Here is a 15,928-nt window from a genome sequence, read left to right on the forward strand (position 1 = left end):
GATGGCAGCCACGACGAGGACCGAGCGTGCCGCGGCGACGCGGGCGATCGCGCAGTCGAAGCGGGCCGAGTCCGAGGTTCGGAGTCTCGCGAAGGAGCTCCCGAGGGGGACCTCTCGCGCATGGCTCGAACGGGCCGTCGCCGATGCGAGGGCCGATCGGAAGGCGGCGGAGGCCGAACGCCGGATCGCCCCGCGTCGCGCAGCGCATCGTGCGGCCGGTGCCGTGGCCGGCCTCGAGCGCGCCACCCGCATCAGCGGTCTCCGCCGCGGGAACGAAGCGCCGTTGTCGACGCTGCTGGACGCCGACGAGCGGGCACGGGCCAGGGTGAAACTGATCAAGCGGCATCGCGCACAGGCGAAGCAGGCGCAGAAGATGGCCAAGGCCATCGCACGGGGAACCATCGTCGCGGCGGTCACGACGCCGAGCGACGCCGAACGACGGAACGAACGGCGAGAGACCGTGGCCCGCCGACGAGCGCGCGGCTCGTCGACGGGCACCGGCACTACTTCTTGACGGTCGCGGGCTTCGCGGCAGTCGTCGACTTGCCGGCCGCCGACTTCGTCGCGGACTTCGCGGCCGACCCGGCTGCACGCGGTGCGCGCACGGTCTTGGGCTTGGCCTCGACGGCCTGCTCCGCGGCATCCGTCATCGGCTTCGGCAGTGCCGTGAAGCGCGACAGCTGCGTGACGTGCTGCGGGCCGAGCTCGTCGAGCGTCGACACCTCGAGCAGCTTCATCGTGCGGGCGATCTGGGTCGAGAGGATCGAGATGGTCTTGTCGACGCCCTCACGGCCGCCGGCCATGAGGCCGTAGAGGTAGGCGCGGCCGATGAGCGTGAACCGCGCGCCGAGGGCGACGGATGCCACGATGTCGGCGCCCGACATGATGCCGGTGTCGAGGTGCACCTCCATCTCGGAGCCGACCTCCCGCACGACGTGCGGCAACAGGTGGAAGGGGATCGGCGCGCGGTCGAGCTGTCGACCGCCGTGGTTGGAGAGCACGATGCCGTCGACGCCCTTGCCGGCGAGGATCTGAGCGTCCTGCACGGTCTGCACGCCCTTGACGACGATCTTGCCCGGCCACATGGCGCGGATCGTCTCGAGGTCGTCGAACGAGATGGTCGGGTCGAACATGCCGTCGATGAGCTCGCCGACGGTGCCGCCCGTCGAGGAGAGCGAGGCGAACTCGAGCTTCGGGGTCGTGAGGAAGTTGATCCACCACTCGGGGCGGGGGATCGCGTTGACGACGGTACCGGGCGTCAGCTGCGGCGGGATCGAGAAGCCGTTGCGGGTGTCGCGGAGGCGAGCGCCGGCGACGGGCGTGTCGACGGTGAAGAAGAGCGTGTCGAAGCCGGCCGCGGCAGCACGGCGCACGAGCTCGTACGACTTCTCGCGGTCGCGCATGACGTAGAGCTGGAACCAGTTGCGGCCGGTGGGGTTCGCCGCCTTCACGTCTTCGATCGAGGTCGTGCCCATGGTCGACAGCGTGAAGGGGATGCCGGCCGCACCCGCGGCGCCGGCGCCGGCGGTCTCGCCCTCGGTCTGCATCATGCGCGTGAAGCCCGTGGGCGCGATGCCGAACGGCAGGGCGGTCGGGCCGCCGAGCACCTCGCGGCTCATGTCGACCTCGGGGACGTTCCGGAGGATCGCCGGGTGGAACTCGATGTCCTCGAACGCCTGGCGGGCGCGCTGCAGCGAGATCTCGCCCTCGGCGGCGCCCTCGGTGTAGTCGAACGGCGCCTTCGGCGTGCGGCGCTTCGCGATGTCGCGGAGGTCGCCGATCGTGAGCGCCTTGTCGAGGCGGCGCTGCTTCGCGTTCAGGGTCGGCGCCTTGAAGCGCATGAGCTCGGCGAGCTCCTTGGGGTTCGGGAACTGGCGCTGGACCATCGGTGCTGCTCTCTTTCAGGGCCGGCGAGATGTCGCGAATCGACCTTCCGTCAACCCGGGGAGGTCGATTCGCGTCATCTCGGTGGGGTGTCGACGAACGTCTCGGCGTAGTAGCCCGAGATGTGGTCGTGGGTTCGGGTGCGGGCGGATGCGGCATCCGCTCGCCTGATGGCCTCGACGATGCCGCGGTGCTCGGCGCGGAGGCGGTCGGATGTCGCGTGCCAGTCGGTGATCGCGGCGACGCCCTCGAGGGCGTACCCCTCGATGCCGCTGCGGAGGCCGGCCATCGTCGCGGTGATCACCTGGTTGCCTGAGGCCTCGGCGAGCGCGAGATGGAAGGCGGCGTCGAGCGCGAGGAACTCGGTCGGCGCGAGGTCGGGGGAGTCCATGGCGTCGAGCAGGAACTCGGCCGGGGCGAGGTCGGGCGCGGACGCCGCCGCCTCGGCCAGGTCGCCCGCGACCGAGGTCTCGAGGATGAGGCGCGTGCGCACGATGTCGGCGACGGGGAAGCCGCTCGCCGCGACCTGCAGGCGCATGAGCGCCGACATGCCGCCGCCGGGCGTCGCGATGATGATGGCGCCAGAGGTCGGGCCCGATCCCGCGGCGGTGCGGATGAGCCCGAGCACCTCGAGCACGCGAAGGGCCTCGCGCACACTCGAGCGGCCGACGCCGAGTTCGGCGGAGAGGGCGCGCTCGCCGGGCAGGCGATCGCCGGGGCGCAGGGCGCCCTCGAGCAGTTGCGTCTCGATGTGCTCGAGCACGGTGCGCCAGGCGCGCGGGGTGTCGGATGTCTCAGCGCCCATGCCGATCGTCCTCCCGCGTCTGTGGTCTGACCACACTAGCATGTGTGGTCAGACCACATTGGTGCGGTGACGCAGCGACGGCGATGGCTACGGCACGATGATCGCCCGACCGCGCAGCGTGCCGTCGTGCAGGCGTCGGTACGCCTCGGGGGCCTCATCGATCGGGAACACCTCGGTCTCCACCTTCACGAGCCCGGCGCGGGCGAGGTCGAACACCTCGAAGAGCTCGGCGCGAGATCCCCAGTAGGGCGCACGCACGGTCGAGTCGTACGGGGCCCCGAGCATGCCGACCGGCAGCATCCCGACACCGACGCCGACGATCACGTGGTCGCTCTCGACGCCGGCGACGCTGCGGCCGAGGTCGATGGTCGGCTGGATCGCGACGAAGTCGAACACCGCGGTCACCGGGCGACCGCCCGTGGCCTCGCGGATCCGCTCCGCGGCATCGGCGTCGGAGGCGAACGCGTGGTGCGCACCGACCTCGCGGGCGAGCGCGAGCTTCTCCTCGCTCAGGTCGAGGGCGATGACCGTCGACGGCGTGATCGCCCGCAGGATCTGGATCGCGACGTGGCCGAGGCCGCCCGCGCCGATGACGACGGCGGTCGTGCCCGGCACGAGCTTCGGCAGCGACATCTTGATCGCGTGGTACGGCGTGAGTCCGGCGTCGGTGAGCGCGACGTTCTGCACCGGGTCGAGGTCGCCGAGCGGCAGCAGGTGCCGATCGCTGCGCACGATCATGTATTCGGCCATCGCCCCGGGGGCGCCGAGTCCGGGAGGCGCGATGCCGAGTTCGGCCGCGCGCTCGCAGTAGTTCTCCTTGCCCTGGGCGCACTGGTAGCAGCGGCCGCAGCCCTGCGGGCCGTACACGGCGACGGAGTCGCCGATCGCGACGCCCGTGACGCCGTCGCCGAGCTTGTCGACGATGCCGGCGCCCTCATGGCCGAGCGTGAGCGGCAGGCCGTAGGTGTACTGCTCCTCGGTCAGGCTCATGACGAAGCTGTCGGAGTGGCAGGCGCCCGCGGCGGTCACCTTCAGCCGCACCTCACCCGGTCCGGGCTCCGGAACCTCGATCTCGACGACCTCCGGTGATCCGCCGATGGTCCGATACTGCACCGCCTTCATGGCACCCTCCCGTTCGCGTCCGGCGTCCAGTACGCCGGACATCCCCAGTCTTCTCCCCGGGCCTGAACGGTGTCGGTGAACGACGGCGAGCGGATGCCGCGGCGACTAGTCCTTCGTCGGGCGGATGCGTACGCGCCCGCGGCCGGTCTCGTCGAGCTCGACCACACCGCCGCGCGACTTCAGGAATTCGGTGAACGAGGCGAAGCCGAGGCGGCGCTCCTGGAAGCTCGGGTCCATGCGCATCATCTGGTTCTTCACCGTGCTCGACGACTGCCACTCCTCGTCGTTCTTCGCATGGAGGAGCTCGAGCGCCTTGAGCAGCAGGCGGCTGGGGTTGCGGGGGCTGCCGCCGGCGGTCTCGTCGGCCGGCGCGTGGTCGGTCGGTGAGACGAACTGCAGGGCACGCGCCGAGGCCCGCTTCACCGGCGTCTCGGGTGCGTCCGTCGTCTCGGGCTTCTCGGGCGCCGTCTTGCCCGACGCCTCAGCGACGGACTTCGACGTCGCTCGACGACGCCGGGTCGGCGCGGGCGCCGACTCGGCGACCGGCTCCGTCGGGGCGTCGGTCGCGGCCGCATCGGTCGTCTCGGATGCGGCCGACTTCGCCCGCGACCTGCGGCCCGTCGCCGGCGGGGCCGCGGCTGCTTCGGGGGCTGCGTGCGCCGCGGCATCCGCTGCCTCGTCTTCGGCGACCGCGGCATCCGTCGCCAGCAGGGTGTCGTAGTCGGCGTACTCGTCGCACGCCGCGGTGAGCGCCCGGCTCGTGCCGCCTGCGACGCCGATGCCGACGACGTAACGGCCGAGGCGCTTGGCCTTCTGCGCGAGCGCCACGTAGTCGGAGTCGCCGGCGACGATCACGATGTGCGTGAGGTCGTCGATGCGGAACATGTCCTCGACGGCGTCGACCGCGAGGCGGATGTCGGCGCCGTTCTTCGTCGCCGACAGCGGGAACAGCTGCACGAGGTCGACGGCGCGGTCGATGAGCTGGCCGCGGTAGCTCGCGTTCACCGGGGTCGACCAGTCGGCGTAGGCGCGGGCGATCGCGATCGTGCCGAAGGTCGCCGCGAAGTCGAGCACGGCGTCGACGTCGACCGTCGCCTCGGCGAGCTTCTTCGCCGTCTCCGATCCGGCGGCGGGTGCCTTGCTGGTCGAGGTGTCCTTGCGGTAAGCGCTGACCCTGCGCGAACCTGGGTCGCCGTGCAGTTGGTCGTACCGCGAGATGACGATGTTGTCGAAATCGAAGTACAGGGCCACGCGGGGTTCTGCCGAGATGGGCATGAAGACCTTCCATCGGGGGTGTGCCTCCGATGCTACGCCCCGTGGGCTGTGCGCGACCCGGAGGCACACCCCGCGACGGCGTCAGGCCGATGCCGCGGAGACACGACTCGCGAAGGGCCGCGTCGCCGTGATTCGCCGCGCGCGCCGTGCCATGATGCGGTGACGTCGCCGGAGCGCGACGCCGGAGGGGGTACGCATGCACGCTCGCTGGTGGAGACTCGATCCCGGAGGCGCCCTCATCGGGCTGCTCTTCGCCGCGCTGTCGATGACGCCGTCGTTGCTGCCGCGCCCCGCGCTGTTCCAGGGCATCATCACCGCGTTCGCATTCCTCATCGGGTACGGCATCGGGGTCTTCGTGTGGTGGCTGGTGCGCCGCTTCGTCCACTGGCGCCCGAAGCCCGAGCACCGCCGCATCGCGTGGTGGGTCTATCTCGGCCTCGCCGTGGTGCTCGCGGTCGTGCTGGGGTTCGCCTCGGTCGGGTGGCAGAACGAGGTTCGCCGAACGGTCGAGATGCCGGAGATCGACGGGTTCGACGCGCTGATCTTCGTCGTGGGGTTCGTGCCCGTCGTGCTCGTCGGCCTCGCACTCGCCCGCGCCGAGCGGCGGCTCGGCGTCCGGATGAGGGCCAGGTTCGGTCGGGGCTGGGGAACGACGGCCGCCACGGCGATCGTCGTGGGTTCGACCGTGGCGGTCGTGGCCGTCGTGATGTTCGGCATCGACCGGCTCTACCTCGCGAACAACGGCCCGGCCGCGCCGTGGGTCACGGAGCCGATGAGCGCCTTCCGCTCGGCCGGCCCCGACTCGGAGGTCGAGTGGGATCTCGTCGGCCGGCACGGTACGGCCTTCCTCGGCGGCGGTCCGAAGACCGCCGACATCGAGGAGCTCACCGGTCGCCCGGCGCTCGAACCCGTGCGTGTCTACGTCGGCCAGGCGAACGCGCCGACCGTCGAGGAACGCGCCGCCATCGCCGTGCGCGAGCTGGAGCGCACCGGGGCGTTCGACCGCGACGTGCTCGTGGTCGCCACGACCACCGGGTCGGGGTGGCTGGAACCCCAGGCCGTCGACGCCGTCGAGTACCTGCACGGCGGCGACACGGCGATCGTGTCGATGCAGTACGCGTACACGCCGAGCTGGGTGTCGTTCCTCTTCGACCCCGACGCGCCGGTCGCGTCATCGGTCGCCCTGTTCGACGCGGTGCAGGCGAAGTGGGAGACGCTGCCCGAGGCGACCCGCCCGCAGCTCGTGGTCTACGGCCTGAGCCTCGGCGCGCACGGAACGCAGGAGGCCTTCGACGGGCTCGACGACCTGCGTGCGAACACCGAGGGCGCGCTCCTCATCGGCAGCCCGAACGGCTCGACGATGTGGCGCACCCTCACGGCGGAGCGCGATGAGGGCAGCCCGCAGTGGCAACCCGTCGTCGACGGCGGACGCGAGGTGCGGTGGCTGTCGGTGCCCGGCGACTTCCACGCGCTCGGCCCGGAGTGGGAGTCGCCCCGCGTCGCGTACCTGCAGCACGCGAACGACCCCGTCACCTGGCTCGGCCTCGAGCTGCTCTGGGCCGAGCCGGACTGGCTCACGCCCGAGGAGCGGGCCGACGAGGTCAGCGACTCGATGCGCTGGATCCCGGGGGTGACCGCGCTGCAGCTCGTCATCGACATGTTCATGGGCGAGAGCGTGCCCGCCAGCCACGGCCACAACTACGGCGACGTCGTGCTCGACGGCTGGCAGGCGGTCACGGGCGACGGCGAGCTCGACGAGGCCGCGCTCGCGCGCATCCAGTCGGTGCTCGAGGGGTACGCGGAGGTGCAGCCCGTCGGCAGCGTCAGCGAATAGTCGCGCGGTCGCCTCAGGCGGCGGCGACCACCGCGTTGTGCAGTTCGTCGGTCTCGACGCCGAGGCGCCTGACCCCGCCGCCGACGTGGGTGAGCAGCACGAAGCAGGCATCGCGCGACGGCGTGATCCAGAACTCGCATCCGCCCCATCCGCCGTGGCCGTAACCGTCGCGGGCGAGCAGGCCGGGGGCGTTGTTCCGCAGGTTCCAGGTGAAGCCCCAGTCCTGCCCGCGCGAAGCCGGGTACGGCTCGAGCTTCGTCATGCCGACGGTCAGCGGGCGCAGCATCGCCTCGATGGTGACCGGAGCGACGAGCGAGCCGTCGTTGCGGAGCAGCGCCGTGCCGATCGCGAGCAGGTCCTCCGCCCGTCCGAGCGCGCCGGCTCCCGGGTGGCCGAGTGCCGCGAAGCGAGGGTAGTCGAGGCCCTGCGCGGCGGCGTCGACGACCTCGTGCGGCGACGCGTCGGCGTCGAGCGTGAAGCCCGCGGCGCCGACTCGCGCTGCGACCGCGGTCACGGCGTCGAACCACGGCTCGCCCCCCGCGTGCTCGATCATCGCGGCGATGCCGTCGAACCCGAGCGTCGAGTAGCGCGTCGCCGTGCCGGCGGCGAAGTCGCGGCCGGGCGCGACCAGAGACTCGCGCAGGCCGCCCTCGTCCATCGGCGGCTCGGCGATGCCCGAGCTGTGGCTCACGAGGTGCCGCAGCCTCACGACATCGTCGCGGCCGGCGCCGAACCCGGGCACGGCGCTCGCGAGCGCCGAATCGGGAGTGAGCAGCCCCCGCTCGATGAGGCGCAGGGCGGCGAGGCCGACGAGCGGCTTCGTCACCGAGAAGAGCGGGTAGTGGTCGTCGACGGATGCCGCGCGCCCGCGCTCGCTGCCGAACGCCTCGAGTGCGACCACGCCGTCGCTCGTGGCGATGCCGAGCACGGCGGTCGGGAGCGATTCGCGGGCGACGTGGCGTCGCACCCAGTCGAAAGCGTCATCGAAGCGGGGCATGGAGTCCTCTCGTGGGATGGTCGCCGGGGCCGAGCGGTCGGCGGCGGGTGCTCGGTTTCCGGATCAGCTGCGGTACACGATGTTGAGGGGGGCATCGCCGCGCAGCATCCGCTCGATCTGCTCGCGCAGCAGCCGCGCCATGCGGGGCATCATCGCCGTCGAGGCGCCACCGACGTGCGGGCTCACGAGGACGTTCGGCAACGCGAAGAGCGGATGCCCATCGGGCAGGGGCTCGGGGTCGGTGACGTCGAGCGCGAACCGCAGCCGGCCCGACACCGCCTCGGCGATGATCGCGTCGGTGTCGGCGACCTTGCCGCGGGCGATGTTGACGAGAAGGGCGCCGTCGGGCAGCGCCGCGAGGAAGGCGGCGTCGACGAGGCCGGTCGTGGTGCCGGTCAGGGGCACGCCGACGATCACGATGTCGGCCTTCGGCAGCAGGGTCGGCAGCTCGTCGATGCCGCGGATGAAGCCCTGCTCGTCGGAGCGGGCACGGCTCGCGACCCGGGTGAGCTCGACCTCGAACGGCGCGAGCCGCGCCTCGATCGCCCGCCCGACGCCGCCGTAGCCGAGCAGCAGCACGCGGCGGTCGGCGAGGCTCTCGTAGCGCGCGGGCGCCCATCGGCCCTCGTCGGCGGCCCGCACGAAGTCGGGGATGCCGCGCTGCGCTGCGAGGATCAGCGCGAGCGTCAGCTCGGCGGTCGAGGTCTCGTGCACGCTCGCAGCGTTGGCGAATATATGCCCCGCCGGCAGGGCCGCCGGCACGTCGTCGTAGCCGATCGACTGCGACTGCACGAGCCGCGTCGTCACGCCGTCGAGCGCGGCGAGTCGCGCGGCGGCACCCATGTACGGCGGCACGACGAGGTCGATGCGGTCGGCGGGGGGTGCGCCCGTGAGGTCCCACTCGACCACCTCGACGCCCGCGGGCACGCCGCCGGGCGTCTGCTCGAGTGCGCGACGGAGCGTCGCACCGGGCACGGTCACGAGCAGGGCGGGGGAGTCGGTCATGCCTCGATCCTCCCAGAGCGGGTCGGAGGACTGGTAACGTCCGGGCCATGGAGCACGACGGGGCGGAGCCGGCCGCGGCAGCAGCGAAGTCGAGGCATCGAAGCAAGCGCGAGCGCTTCGTGGGGCGCCCGGTCGAAGAGCGCGCCGAGGCGCTGAAGGAGCGGGTCTACGCGACCTTCACGGGCCTCGCGATCGTGCTCGTGCAGCACGCGAATGCCGAGCACCTCTCCGCGCAGCAGGCCACCCTCGCCCTGCTCGTCGGCATCGTCGGCATCACCGCGGCCGGGTTCGTCGCCGACGTGGTCTCGTTTCTCGCCGTGCATGCCGCGTTCCCCGAGGGCGCCGAGTTCCGCAGGATGCTCCGGGTCTCGGGCGAAGCGGTCGCCTCCGCCTCCGTGCCGCTCATCCTGCTCGTGCTGGCATGGGTCGACGTCATCGAGCTCGCGACCGCGCTCAGAGCGGCGAGCATCGTCTACGTCGCGACGCTCGCCGCGATCGGCTACCTCGCGGTGCGCCGCACTCGCCTGCGGTGGTGGCAGCAGGGCATCGCGCTCGTGATCCTCGTCGGGCTCGGCTTCGCGGTGATCGCGCTCCAGCAGCTCGCGCACGCGCACTGATCGCGCCGCAGCTCAGCGGCCGACGGGCTCGTACCGTCGCGGTGCGAACGCCTGCGCCACGAGTGCCCGCAGCGCCTCGAGGTCGCCGTCGACGAATCCCTGCGCGCGCGCCTGCACGAGCACGTTGCCGATCGCGGTCGCCTCGACGGGGCCGGCGAGCACCGGGATGCCGGCACGGTCGGCGGTGCGCCGGCACAGCAGCTCGTTGAGCGCCCCGCCGCCGACGACGTGGATCGTCTCGACGTCGACGCCCGAGAGCACCGATGCGGTGCGCACAGCGCCGGCGAACGCCTCGGCGAGGCTCTCGATGATCGACCGCGCGAACTCGGCTCGGTTCGCGGGCGCGGCGACACCCCGCTCCGCGCACCACTCGGCGATGCGGCCGGGAAGATCGCCCGGCGCGAGGAAGCGCGGATCGTCGGCATCGAATACGGCGACGGGCGCGGTGACGGATGCCGCGGCCGCGAGCAGCTCGGAGAGGTCGATGCGATCCCCGTCGCGCTCCCACCAGCGCACCGACTCAGACAGCAGCCAGAGGCCCATGACGTTGTGCAGGAACCGCACGCGGCCGTCGACACCGCGCTCGTTCGTGAAGTTCGCGTCGCGTGCGGCATCCGTCGTCACCGGCTGCTCGAGCTCGACGCCGACGAGCCCCCACGTGCCGCACGAGATGTAGGCGGCCGACTCGGCGCGCATCGGCACCGCGACGACCGCCGAGGCGGTGTCGTGCGAGCCGACGGCGACGACCTCGATGCCCGAGGGGGCGCCGAGCTCGGCCGCGACGGCGGTGCGGAGCGGACCGAACGGCTCCCCGGGGCTCACGAGCGGTGCGAACACGGATGCCGGGAGCCCGAGCCGCTCGATGAGCTCGTCGTCCCACTCGCCCGACGCGATGCCGACGAGGCCGGTGGTCGAGGCGTTCGTGCGCTCGGCCAGGCGGGCGCCCGTGAGCTGGAACCCGACGAGGTCGGGCACGAGGAGGAGCGAGTCGGCGACGCCGAGCCATCCGCTCTCCCGCTCGGCAGCGAGCTGGTACAGGGTGTTGAACGGCAGGAACTGCAGGCCGTTGCGGCGGTAGAGCTCGTCGAACGGCACGGCGGCGTGCACGGCCTCGACACCTCGGTCGTTCCGCTCGTCGCGGTAGTGGAACGGTTCGCCGAGCAGGCGACCGCCCCGCAGCAGGCCGTAGTCGACCGCCCAGGAGTCGACGCCGATCGAGGCGGCCGACGGGGCGCGCCGGAACGCCTCGGCGAGGCCCGCGTTCAGGTCGCGCGTGAGGCCCGTGAAGTCCCAATGCAGCCCCGAGGCCAGGCGCACCGGGCCGTTCGGGAATCGGGCGACGTGGTCGAGCGCGAGCGTGCCCGCGCGGCCGTCGACGTGGCCGAGGATGACGCGTCCGCTCGTCGCCCCGAGGTCGACGGCCGCGACCGTGCCCGCGCTCGAACCGCTCATCGCAGGAAGGCGGCCGCGACGCCCGCGTCGACGGGGATGTGCAGGCCGGTCGTGTGGCTGAGCTCGGGACCGGTGAGCACGATGACCGCGTTCGCGACGTGCTCGGGGAGCACTTCGCGCTTGAGGATCGTGCGCTGGGCGTAGAACTTGCCGAGGTCCTGCTCCTCGATGCCGTAGGTCTTCGCGCGGTTCGCGCCCCAGCCGCTCGCGAAGATGCCGGAGCCGCGCACGACGCCGTCGGGGTTGATGCCGTTGACCTTGATGCCGTACTCGCCGAGTTCGACGGCGAGGAGACGCACCTGGTGGGCCTGGTCTGCCTTCGTCGCCGAGTAGGCGATGTTGTTCGGGCCCGCGAACACCGAGTTCTTCGAGGAGATGTAGATGATGTCGCCGCCGAGGCCCTGGTCGATGAGCACGCGTGCCGCGGCCTTCGATACGAGGAACGAGCCCTTCGCCATGACGTCGTGCTGCAGGTCCCAGTCGGCCTCGGTCGTCTCGAGCAGGGGCTTGGAGAGCGAGAGACCCGCATTGTTCACGACGAGGTCGAGGCCGCCGAAGGCGAGCACGGCGTCGTCGATGGCCTGCTGGATCGCCGCGGCATCCGTCACGTTCGCCTGCACGCCGATCGCGACATCCGCGGTGCCGAGCTCTGCTGCCGCCGCCTGCGCCTTCTCGAGGTCGAGGTCGGCGATGACGACGCACGCGCCCTCGGCCGCGAGTCGGGTCGCGATGGCCTTGCCGATGCCGGAGGCCGCGCCCGTCACGAGCGCGATGCGGCCCGCGTGCGGCTTCGGCTTCGGCATCCGCTGGAGCTTCGCCTCCTCGAGCGCCCAGTACTCGATCGCGAACTTCTCGGCGTCGCTGATGGGGGAGTAGGTCGAGAGCGCCTCGGCGCCGCGCATGACGTTGATCGCGTTGACGTAGAACTCGCCGGCCACGCGTGCGGTCTGCTTGTTCGCGCCGTAGCTGAACATGCCGACGCCGGGCACGAGCACGATGAGGGGGTCGGCGCCGCGGATCGCGGGGCTCGAGGCATCCGCGTGCGCGTCGTAGTACGCCTGGTAGTCGGCGCGGTAGGCCCCGTGCAGCTCCGTCAGGCGGGCGACCGAGTCCTCGATGCTCGCCGACGCCGGCAGGTCGAGCACCATCGGCTTGACCTTCGTGCGCAGGAAGTGGTCGGGGCAGCTCGTGCCGAGCGCGGCGAGCGGGGCGAGCTTCTCGCGCGAGAGGAAGTCGAGCACCTCGGGGGCGTCGGTGAAGTGGCCGACCATGGGCTTGTCGTGGCTCGCGAGTCCGCGGACCGTGGCCGCGAGGGCGGCGGCCTTCGCGCGGCGCTCACCGGGCTCGAGGGGCTCGAAGCCCTCGACCACGGCGCCGAACGGCTCGGCCGCGCCGTGCTCGGCGATGTACGTCGCGGCGGTGTCGATGATCCAGAGCGAGTTCGCCTCGGTCTCCTCGGACGTGTCGCCCCACGCCGTGATGCCGTGCCCGCCGAGGATGCAGCCGATCGCGGCGGGGTTCGCCGCCTTGATCGAGGCGATGTCGAGCCCGAGCTGGAAGCCGGGCCGGCGCCACGGCACCCACACGACCCTCTCGCCGAAGATCTTCGCCGTGAGCTCCTCGCCGTCGGCCGCGGTCGCGATGGCGATGCCCGAGTCGGGGTGCAGGTGGTCGACGTGCGCCGCGTCGACCAGACCGTGCATGGCGGTGTCGATCGACGGCGCCGCACCGCCCTTGCCGTGCAGGGTGTAGTCGAACGCGGCGACCATCTCGTCTTCGCGGTCGAGACCCGGGTAGACGCCCTCGAGCGCACGCAGGCGGTCGAGGCGCAGCACCGCGAGGCCCTGCTCGGTGAGCGTGCCGAGGTCGCCGCCCGACCCCTTGACCCACATGAGCTCGACGGGTTCGCCGGTGACCGGGTCGGTCTCGGTGCCCTTGGCCGAGGTGTTGCCGCCCGCGTAGTTCGTGTTCTTCGGGTCGGCGCCGAGGCGGTTCGACCGCGCGATGAGGTCTGCTGCTGCCTGGTTCGTCATGAGAGGTTCCTTCGGTGGTGCGGAGGGTGGGCGGGGGAGGCTCAGGCGCCCCAGCTGGCCTGCACGCCGCCGACGCGGTCGGCGGCGATCTGCTGCAGGTAGCCGGATGCCGCGAAGGCGGCCATGGGGTCGGCGGGCAGGCCCCGCGACTCGCGCCATTCGGCGAGGGCCGGGCGCACGTCGGTGTAGAAGGCGTCCATGAAGATGCGGTTGGCCTCGAGCACGTCGCCCGAGACCTGCGCGGCGCGCAGCGCCTCGGTGTCGACGATGAGCGCGCGCGCCGTCATCTCCTGCACGTTCAGCACGGAGCGGATCTGGCCGGGCACCTTGTCTTCGACGTTGTGGCACTGGTCGAGCATGAAGGCGACATCGGGGTTGTTCAGGCCGCCGCCGCGGATGACCTCGAAGAGGATGCGGAACAGCTGGTACGGGTCGGCCGCGCCCACGATGAGGTCGTCGTCGGCGTAGAAGCGCGAGTTGAAGTCGAAGCTGCCGAGCTTGCCGAGCCGCAGCAGCTGCATGACGATGAACTCGATGTTCGTGCCCGGTGCGTGGTGGCCGGTGTCGAGGCAGACCATCGCCTTGTGGCCGAGGGCCGCGACCTGGGCGTAGCTCGTGCCCCAGTCGGGAACGTCGGTGTGGTAGAACGCCGGCTCGAAGAACTTGTACTCGAGCACGAGGCGGTGCTCGTCGCCGAGACGGGCGTAGATCTCCTCGAGCGACTCCTGCAGGCGGTCCTGACGGCCGCGCAGGTCGGCCTGGCCTGGGTAGTTCGAGCCCTCGGCGAGCCAGATCTTGAGGTCGCGCGAACCGGTCGCGTGCATGATGTCGATGCACTCGAGGTGGTGGTCGATCGCCTTGCGGCGCACGGCGCCGTCTTCGTGGGTGAGGGCGCCGAACTTGTAGTCGTCGTCCTGGAAGGTGTTCGAGTTGACGGTGCCGAGCTCGACGCCGTGCTCCTCGGCGTGCGCTCGGAGCGCCGAGTAGTCGTCGACCTTGTCCCACGGGATGTGCAGGGCGACCTTCGGAGCGAGTGCGGTGAACCGGTGCACCTGCGCGGCATCCGCGATCTTCTCGAACGGGTCGCGGGGGGTGCCCGGCGTCGCGAAGACCTTGAAGCGGGTGCCCGAGTTGCCGAACGCCCAGCTCGGGAGTTCGATGGACTGCTGCTCGAGCTGGCCGAGGACGTCGGTGGGGAGGATGCTCACGATGGCTCTTTCCGGTTTCTGGTGCGTGTTCAGTCGTGCGTCGCGGTGTGCTCGGAGTCGAGCGCGGCGAGTTGGTCTTCGAGGTGGAACACCTCGGGAAGTCGTGGGGCGGACTGGTCGGGGCGTCCGCCGAGGGAGATGAAGAATCCGGCCATGTCGGCCTCCCACGCTGCGGTGCGCGGGTCGAGTTCGAGCGCCGCCTGCGATGCGGCGTCGTCATCGGTCTCGTAGTAGCCGATGAGCAGGCCGTCGGGCCTGAGGAAGAGCGAGTAGTTGCGTCGACCGGATGCCTCGATCGCGCGCAGCATGTCGGGCCAGACGGCCTCGTGGCGGGCGCGGTACTCGTCGAGGCGGGCGGCGTCGACCTGCAGCTGGAAGCAGACGCGCTGCGTGGTGTTCGCCTCGCTCATGGCCTGCTCCGTCCTGTGGTGGTTCTTCGATTCATCCCATTGAATGAATCGTTTCAATGGTAGGTTCGGTGCGCGGATTCCGCAACCGCTCGAAGCGTGGGAATCCGGCTCCTGGCCGCCCGGCGCGATGCCGGGAGACGGGGTGGGGCCCTGCGCAGCGGGCAGCCGCGCAGAGCCCCGCGATCGACTAGAAGTCGAACTCGCCGATGTTCTCCGCGTCGAACACGAAGGGGTCGCCGAGCAGCACGACGCCGTCGGCGCCGACCGTGTACTCGCCGAGCTTGCCCGCGTCGAAGGTGTCGCCCTCGGCGCCCGTGATGTCGCCCTCGATGAGCGCCTTCGAGGCGAAGGCGGCCAGGTAGCCGAGGTCGGCCGGGTTCCACAGGGCGAACGCCGTGACGGTGCCGTCCTCGACGTACTCGCGCATCTGGTTCGGGGTGCCGAGGCCGGTCAGTGCGACCTTGCCCTGGTACTCCGAGGTCTGCAGGTAGCGAGCTGCCGCCGCGATGCCGACGGTGGTCGGCGAGACGATGCCCTTGAGGTTCGGGTGGGTCTGCAGCAGTGCCGCGGTCTTGTCGAACGACGTCTGGTCGTCGTCGTCGCCGTAGACGACCTCGACGAGCTCGATGTCGGGGTGGTTCGCGGCGAGCTCCTCCTTCATGAGGTCGATCCAGGCGTTCTGGTTCGTGGCGTTGGCCGAGGCCGACAGCACGGCGATCTCGCCCGCGTCGCCGATCTGCTCGGCGATGAGGTCGACCTGCACCTTGGCGATGCCCTCGGAGTCGGCCTGGTTCACGAACAGGTCGCGGCAGTCGGCGTTGGTGTCGGAGTCGAACGTGACGACCTTGACGCCGGCGTCGCGCGCCTCGTTGAGGGCGTCGCAGATCGCCTTCGGGTCGTTCGCGGAGACCGCGATCGCGCCGACGCCCTGCTGGGTGAGGGTGTTGATGTAGCTGACCTGGCCGTCGGGCGTGGCCTCGGCGGGGCCGACCTCGGCGAAGGTGCCGCCGAACTCCTCGATGGCCTCCTTGCCGCCCGCGTTCGACGTGTCGAAGTAGGGGTTGCCGAGGTTCTTCGGCAGGAAGGTGATCGACAGGTTGCCGCCGTCGCCCTCCGCACCATCGGAGCCGGAGTCGCCGGCGGCGCAGCCGGTCGCGACGAGCGCGACGCTCACCGCGAGTGCGGCGAGGGCGGCTGCCCGGGTCTTCTTCTGAAACAACATCGTTGTTCGTCCCTTCATATGGATGGCGTCGATGACCTGGTCGCATCGACGGTGGTGCGGTCTG

At 71.3% G+C, this 15,928-nt stretch carries 14 protein-coding genes; 3 read left to right on the plus strand and 11 right to left on the minus strand.

All coding sequences use genetic code 11. The annotated features are described in order from the left end of the window. Position 1 precedes the first annotated feature (1 nt). Positions 2-514 (plus strand): hypothetical protein, encoded by a 513-nt coding sequence (locus BJY17_RS13680; RefSeq protein ID WP_179551840.1) that lies wholly within the window; start codon positions 2-4, stop codon positions 512-514. On the opposite strand, the gene BJY17_RS13685 is transcribed toward BJY17_RS13680, so the two are convergent. The 4 genes from BJY17_RS13685 to BJY17_RS13700 all read right to left on the minus strand — a co-directional run bounded on the left by BJY17_RS13685 (position 504) and on the right by BJY17_RS13700 (position 5,086). Continuing rightward, the gene (locus tag BJY17_RS13685; protein WP_179551841.1) at positions 504-1,886 is read right to left on the minus strand and encodes an alpha-hydroxy acid oxidase; all 1,383 of its coding nucleotides are present in this window, start codon (positions 1,884-1,886) and stop codon (positions 504-506) included. The two genes, BJY17_RS13680 and BJY17_RS13685, sit on opposite strands and share 11 nt — an antisense overlap. Before the next feature lie 74 nt (positions 1,887-1,960). Beyond that, on the minus strand, positions 1,961-2,689 hold the full coding sequence (locus tag BJY17_RS13690) for a FadR/GntR family transcriptional regulator (protein ID WP_179551842.1): 729 nt from the start codon (positions 2,687-2,689) through the stop codon (positions 1,961-1,963). Between the two features lie 87 nt (positions 2,690-2,776). After that, positions 2,777-3,811, minus strand: coding sequence for an NAD(P)-dependent alcohol dehydrogenase (locus BJY17_RS13695; protein WP_179552885.1), 1,035 nt, complete (start codon positions 3,809-3,811; stop codon positions 2,777-2,779). A gap of 105 nt (positions 3,812-3,916) precedes the next feature. After that, positions 3,917-5,086 carry an NYN domain-containing protein gene (locus BJY17_RS13700; protein WP_179551843.1) on the minus strand — a complete coding sequence of 390 codons (1,170 nt, stop codon included), beginning with the start codon at positions 5,084-5,086 and terminating at the stop codon, positions 3,917-3,919. 196 nt (positions 5,087-5,282) lie between these two features. On the opposite strand from BJY17_RS13700, the gene BJY17_RS13705 reads away from it, so the two are divergent. Then, positions 5,283-6,920, plus strand: a complete 1,638-nt coding sequence (locus tag BJY17_RS13705; RefSeq protein WP_179551844.1) for an alpha/beta hydrolase — start codon at positions 5,283-5,285, stop codon at positions 6,918-6,920. A gap of 13 nt (positions 6,921-6,933) precedes the next feature. Here BJY17_RS13705 and BJY17_RS13710 read toward each other — a convergent pair whose 3' ends face one another. After that, entirely contained in the window at positions 6,934-7,917 is a 984-nt protein-coding gene (locus BJY17_RS13710) for a serine hydrolase domain-containing protein (protein WP_179551845.1), read from the minus strand. A 63-nt stretch (positions 7,918-7,980) separates the two neighbouring features. Next, positions 7,981-8,922, minus strand: coding sequence for a 2-hydroxyacid dehydrogenase (locus BJY17_RS13715; protein WP_179551846.1), 942 nt, complete (start codon positions 8,920-8,922; stop codon positions 7,981-7,983). Between the two features lie 47 nt (positions 8,923-8,969). Between BJY17_RS13715 and BJY17_RS13720 the strand changes: the two genes are divergently transcribed. Further along, positions 8,970-9,539, plus strand: a complete 570-nt coding sequence (locus BJY17_RS13720) for a hypothetical protein (protein ID WP_179551847.1) — start codon at positions 8,970-8,972, stop codon at positions 9,537-9,539. A 12-nt stretch (positions 9,540-9,551) separates the two neighbouring features. On the opposite strand, the gene BJY17_RS13725 is transcribed toward BJY17_RS13720, so the two are convergent. From BJY17_RS13725 to rhaS, 5 genes are all read right to left on the minus strand, one after another. Further along, positions 9,552-10,991, minus strand: coding sequence for a rhamnulokinase (locus tag BJY17_RS13725; protein WP_179551848.1), 1,440 nt, complete (start codon positions 10,989-10,991; stop codon positions 9,552-9,554). Further along, positions 10,988-13,024, minus strand: coding sequence for a bifunctional aldolase/short-chain dehydrogenase (locus BJY17_RS13730; protein ID WP_179551849.1), 2,037 nt, complete (start codon positions 13,022-13,024; stop codon positions 10,988-10,990). Before BJY17_RS13730 ends, BJY17_RS13725 begins: the two co-directional genes overlap by 4 nt. Positions 13,025-13,065: 41 nt before the next feature. Continuing rightward, positions 13,066-14,232: an L-rhamnose isomerase gene (rhaI, locus tag BJY17_RS13735; RefSeq protein ID WP_179551850.1), complete on the minus strand. Its 1,167-nt coding sequence runs from the start codon at positions 14,230-14,232 to the stop codon at positions 13,066-13,068. A gap of 29 nt (positions 14,233-14,261) precedes the next feature. Beyond that, a complete protein-coding gene (locus BJY17_RS13740; RefSeq protein ID WP_179551851.1) occupies positions 14,262-14,642 on the minus strand; it encodes an L-rhamnose mutarotase in 381 nt (126 codons plus the stop codon). Positions 14,643-14,829: 187 nt separating this feature from the next. After that, complete coding sequence (rhaS, locus tag BJY17_RS13745) at positions 14,830-15,864, minus strand: rhamnose ABC transporter substrate-binding protein (RefSeq protein WP_179551852.1); 1,035 nt, start codon at positions 15,862-15,864, stop codon at positions 14,830-14,832. Positions 15,865-15,928 lie beyond the last annotated feature (64 nt).

The sequence above is a fragment of the Agromyces hippuratus genome (genome assembly GCF_013410355.1).
Taxonomy (GTDB): Bacteria; Actinomycetota; Actinomycetes; order Actinomycetales; family Microbacteriaceae; genus Agromyces; species Agromyces hippuratus.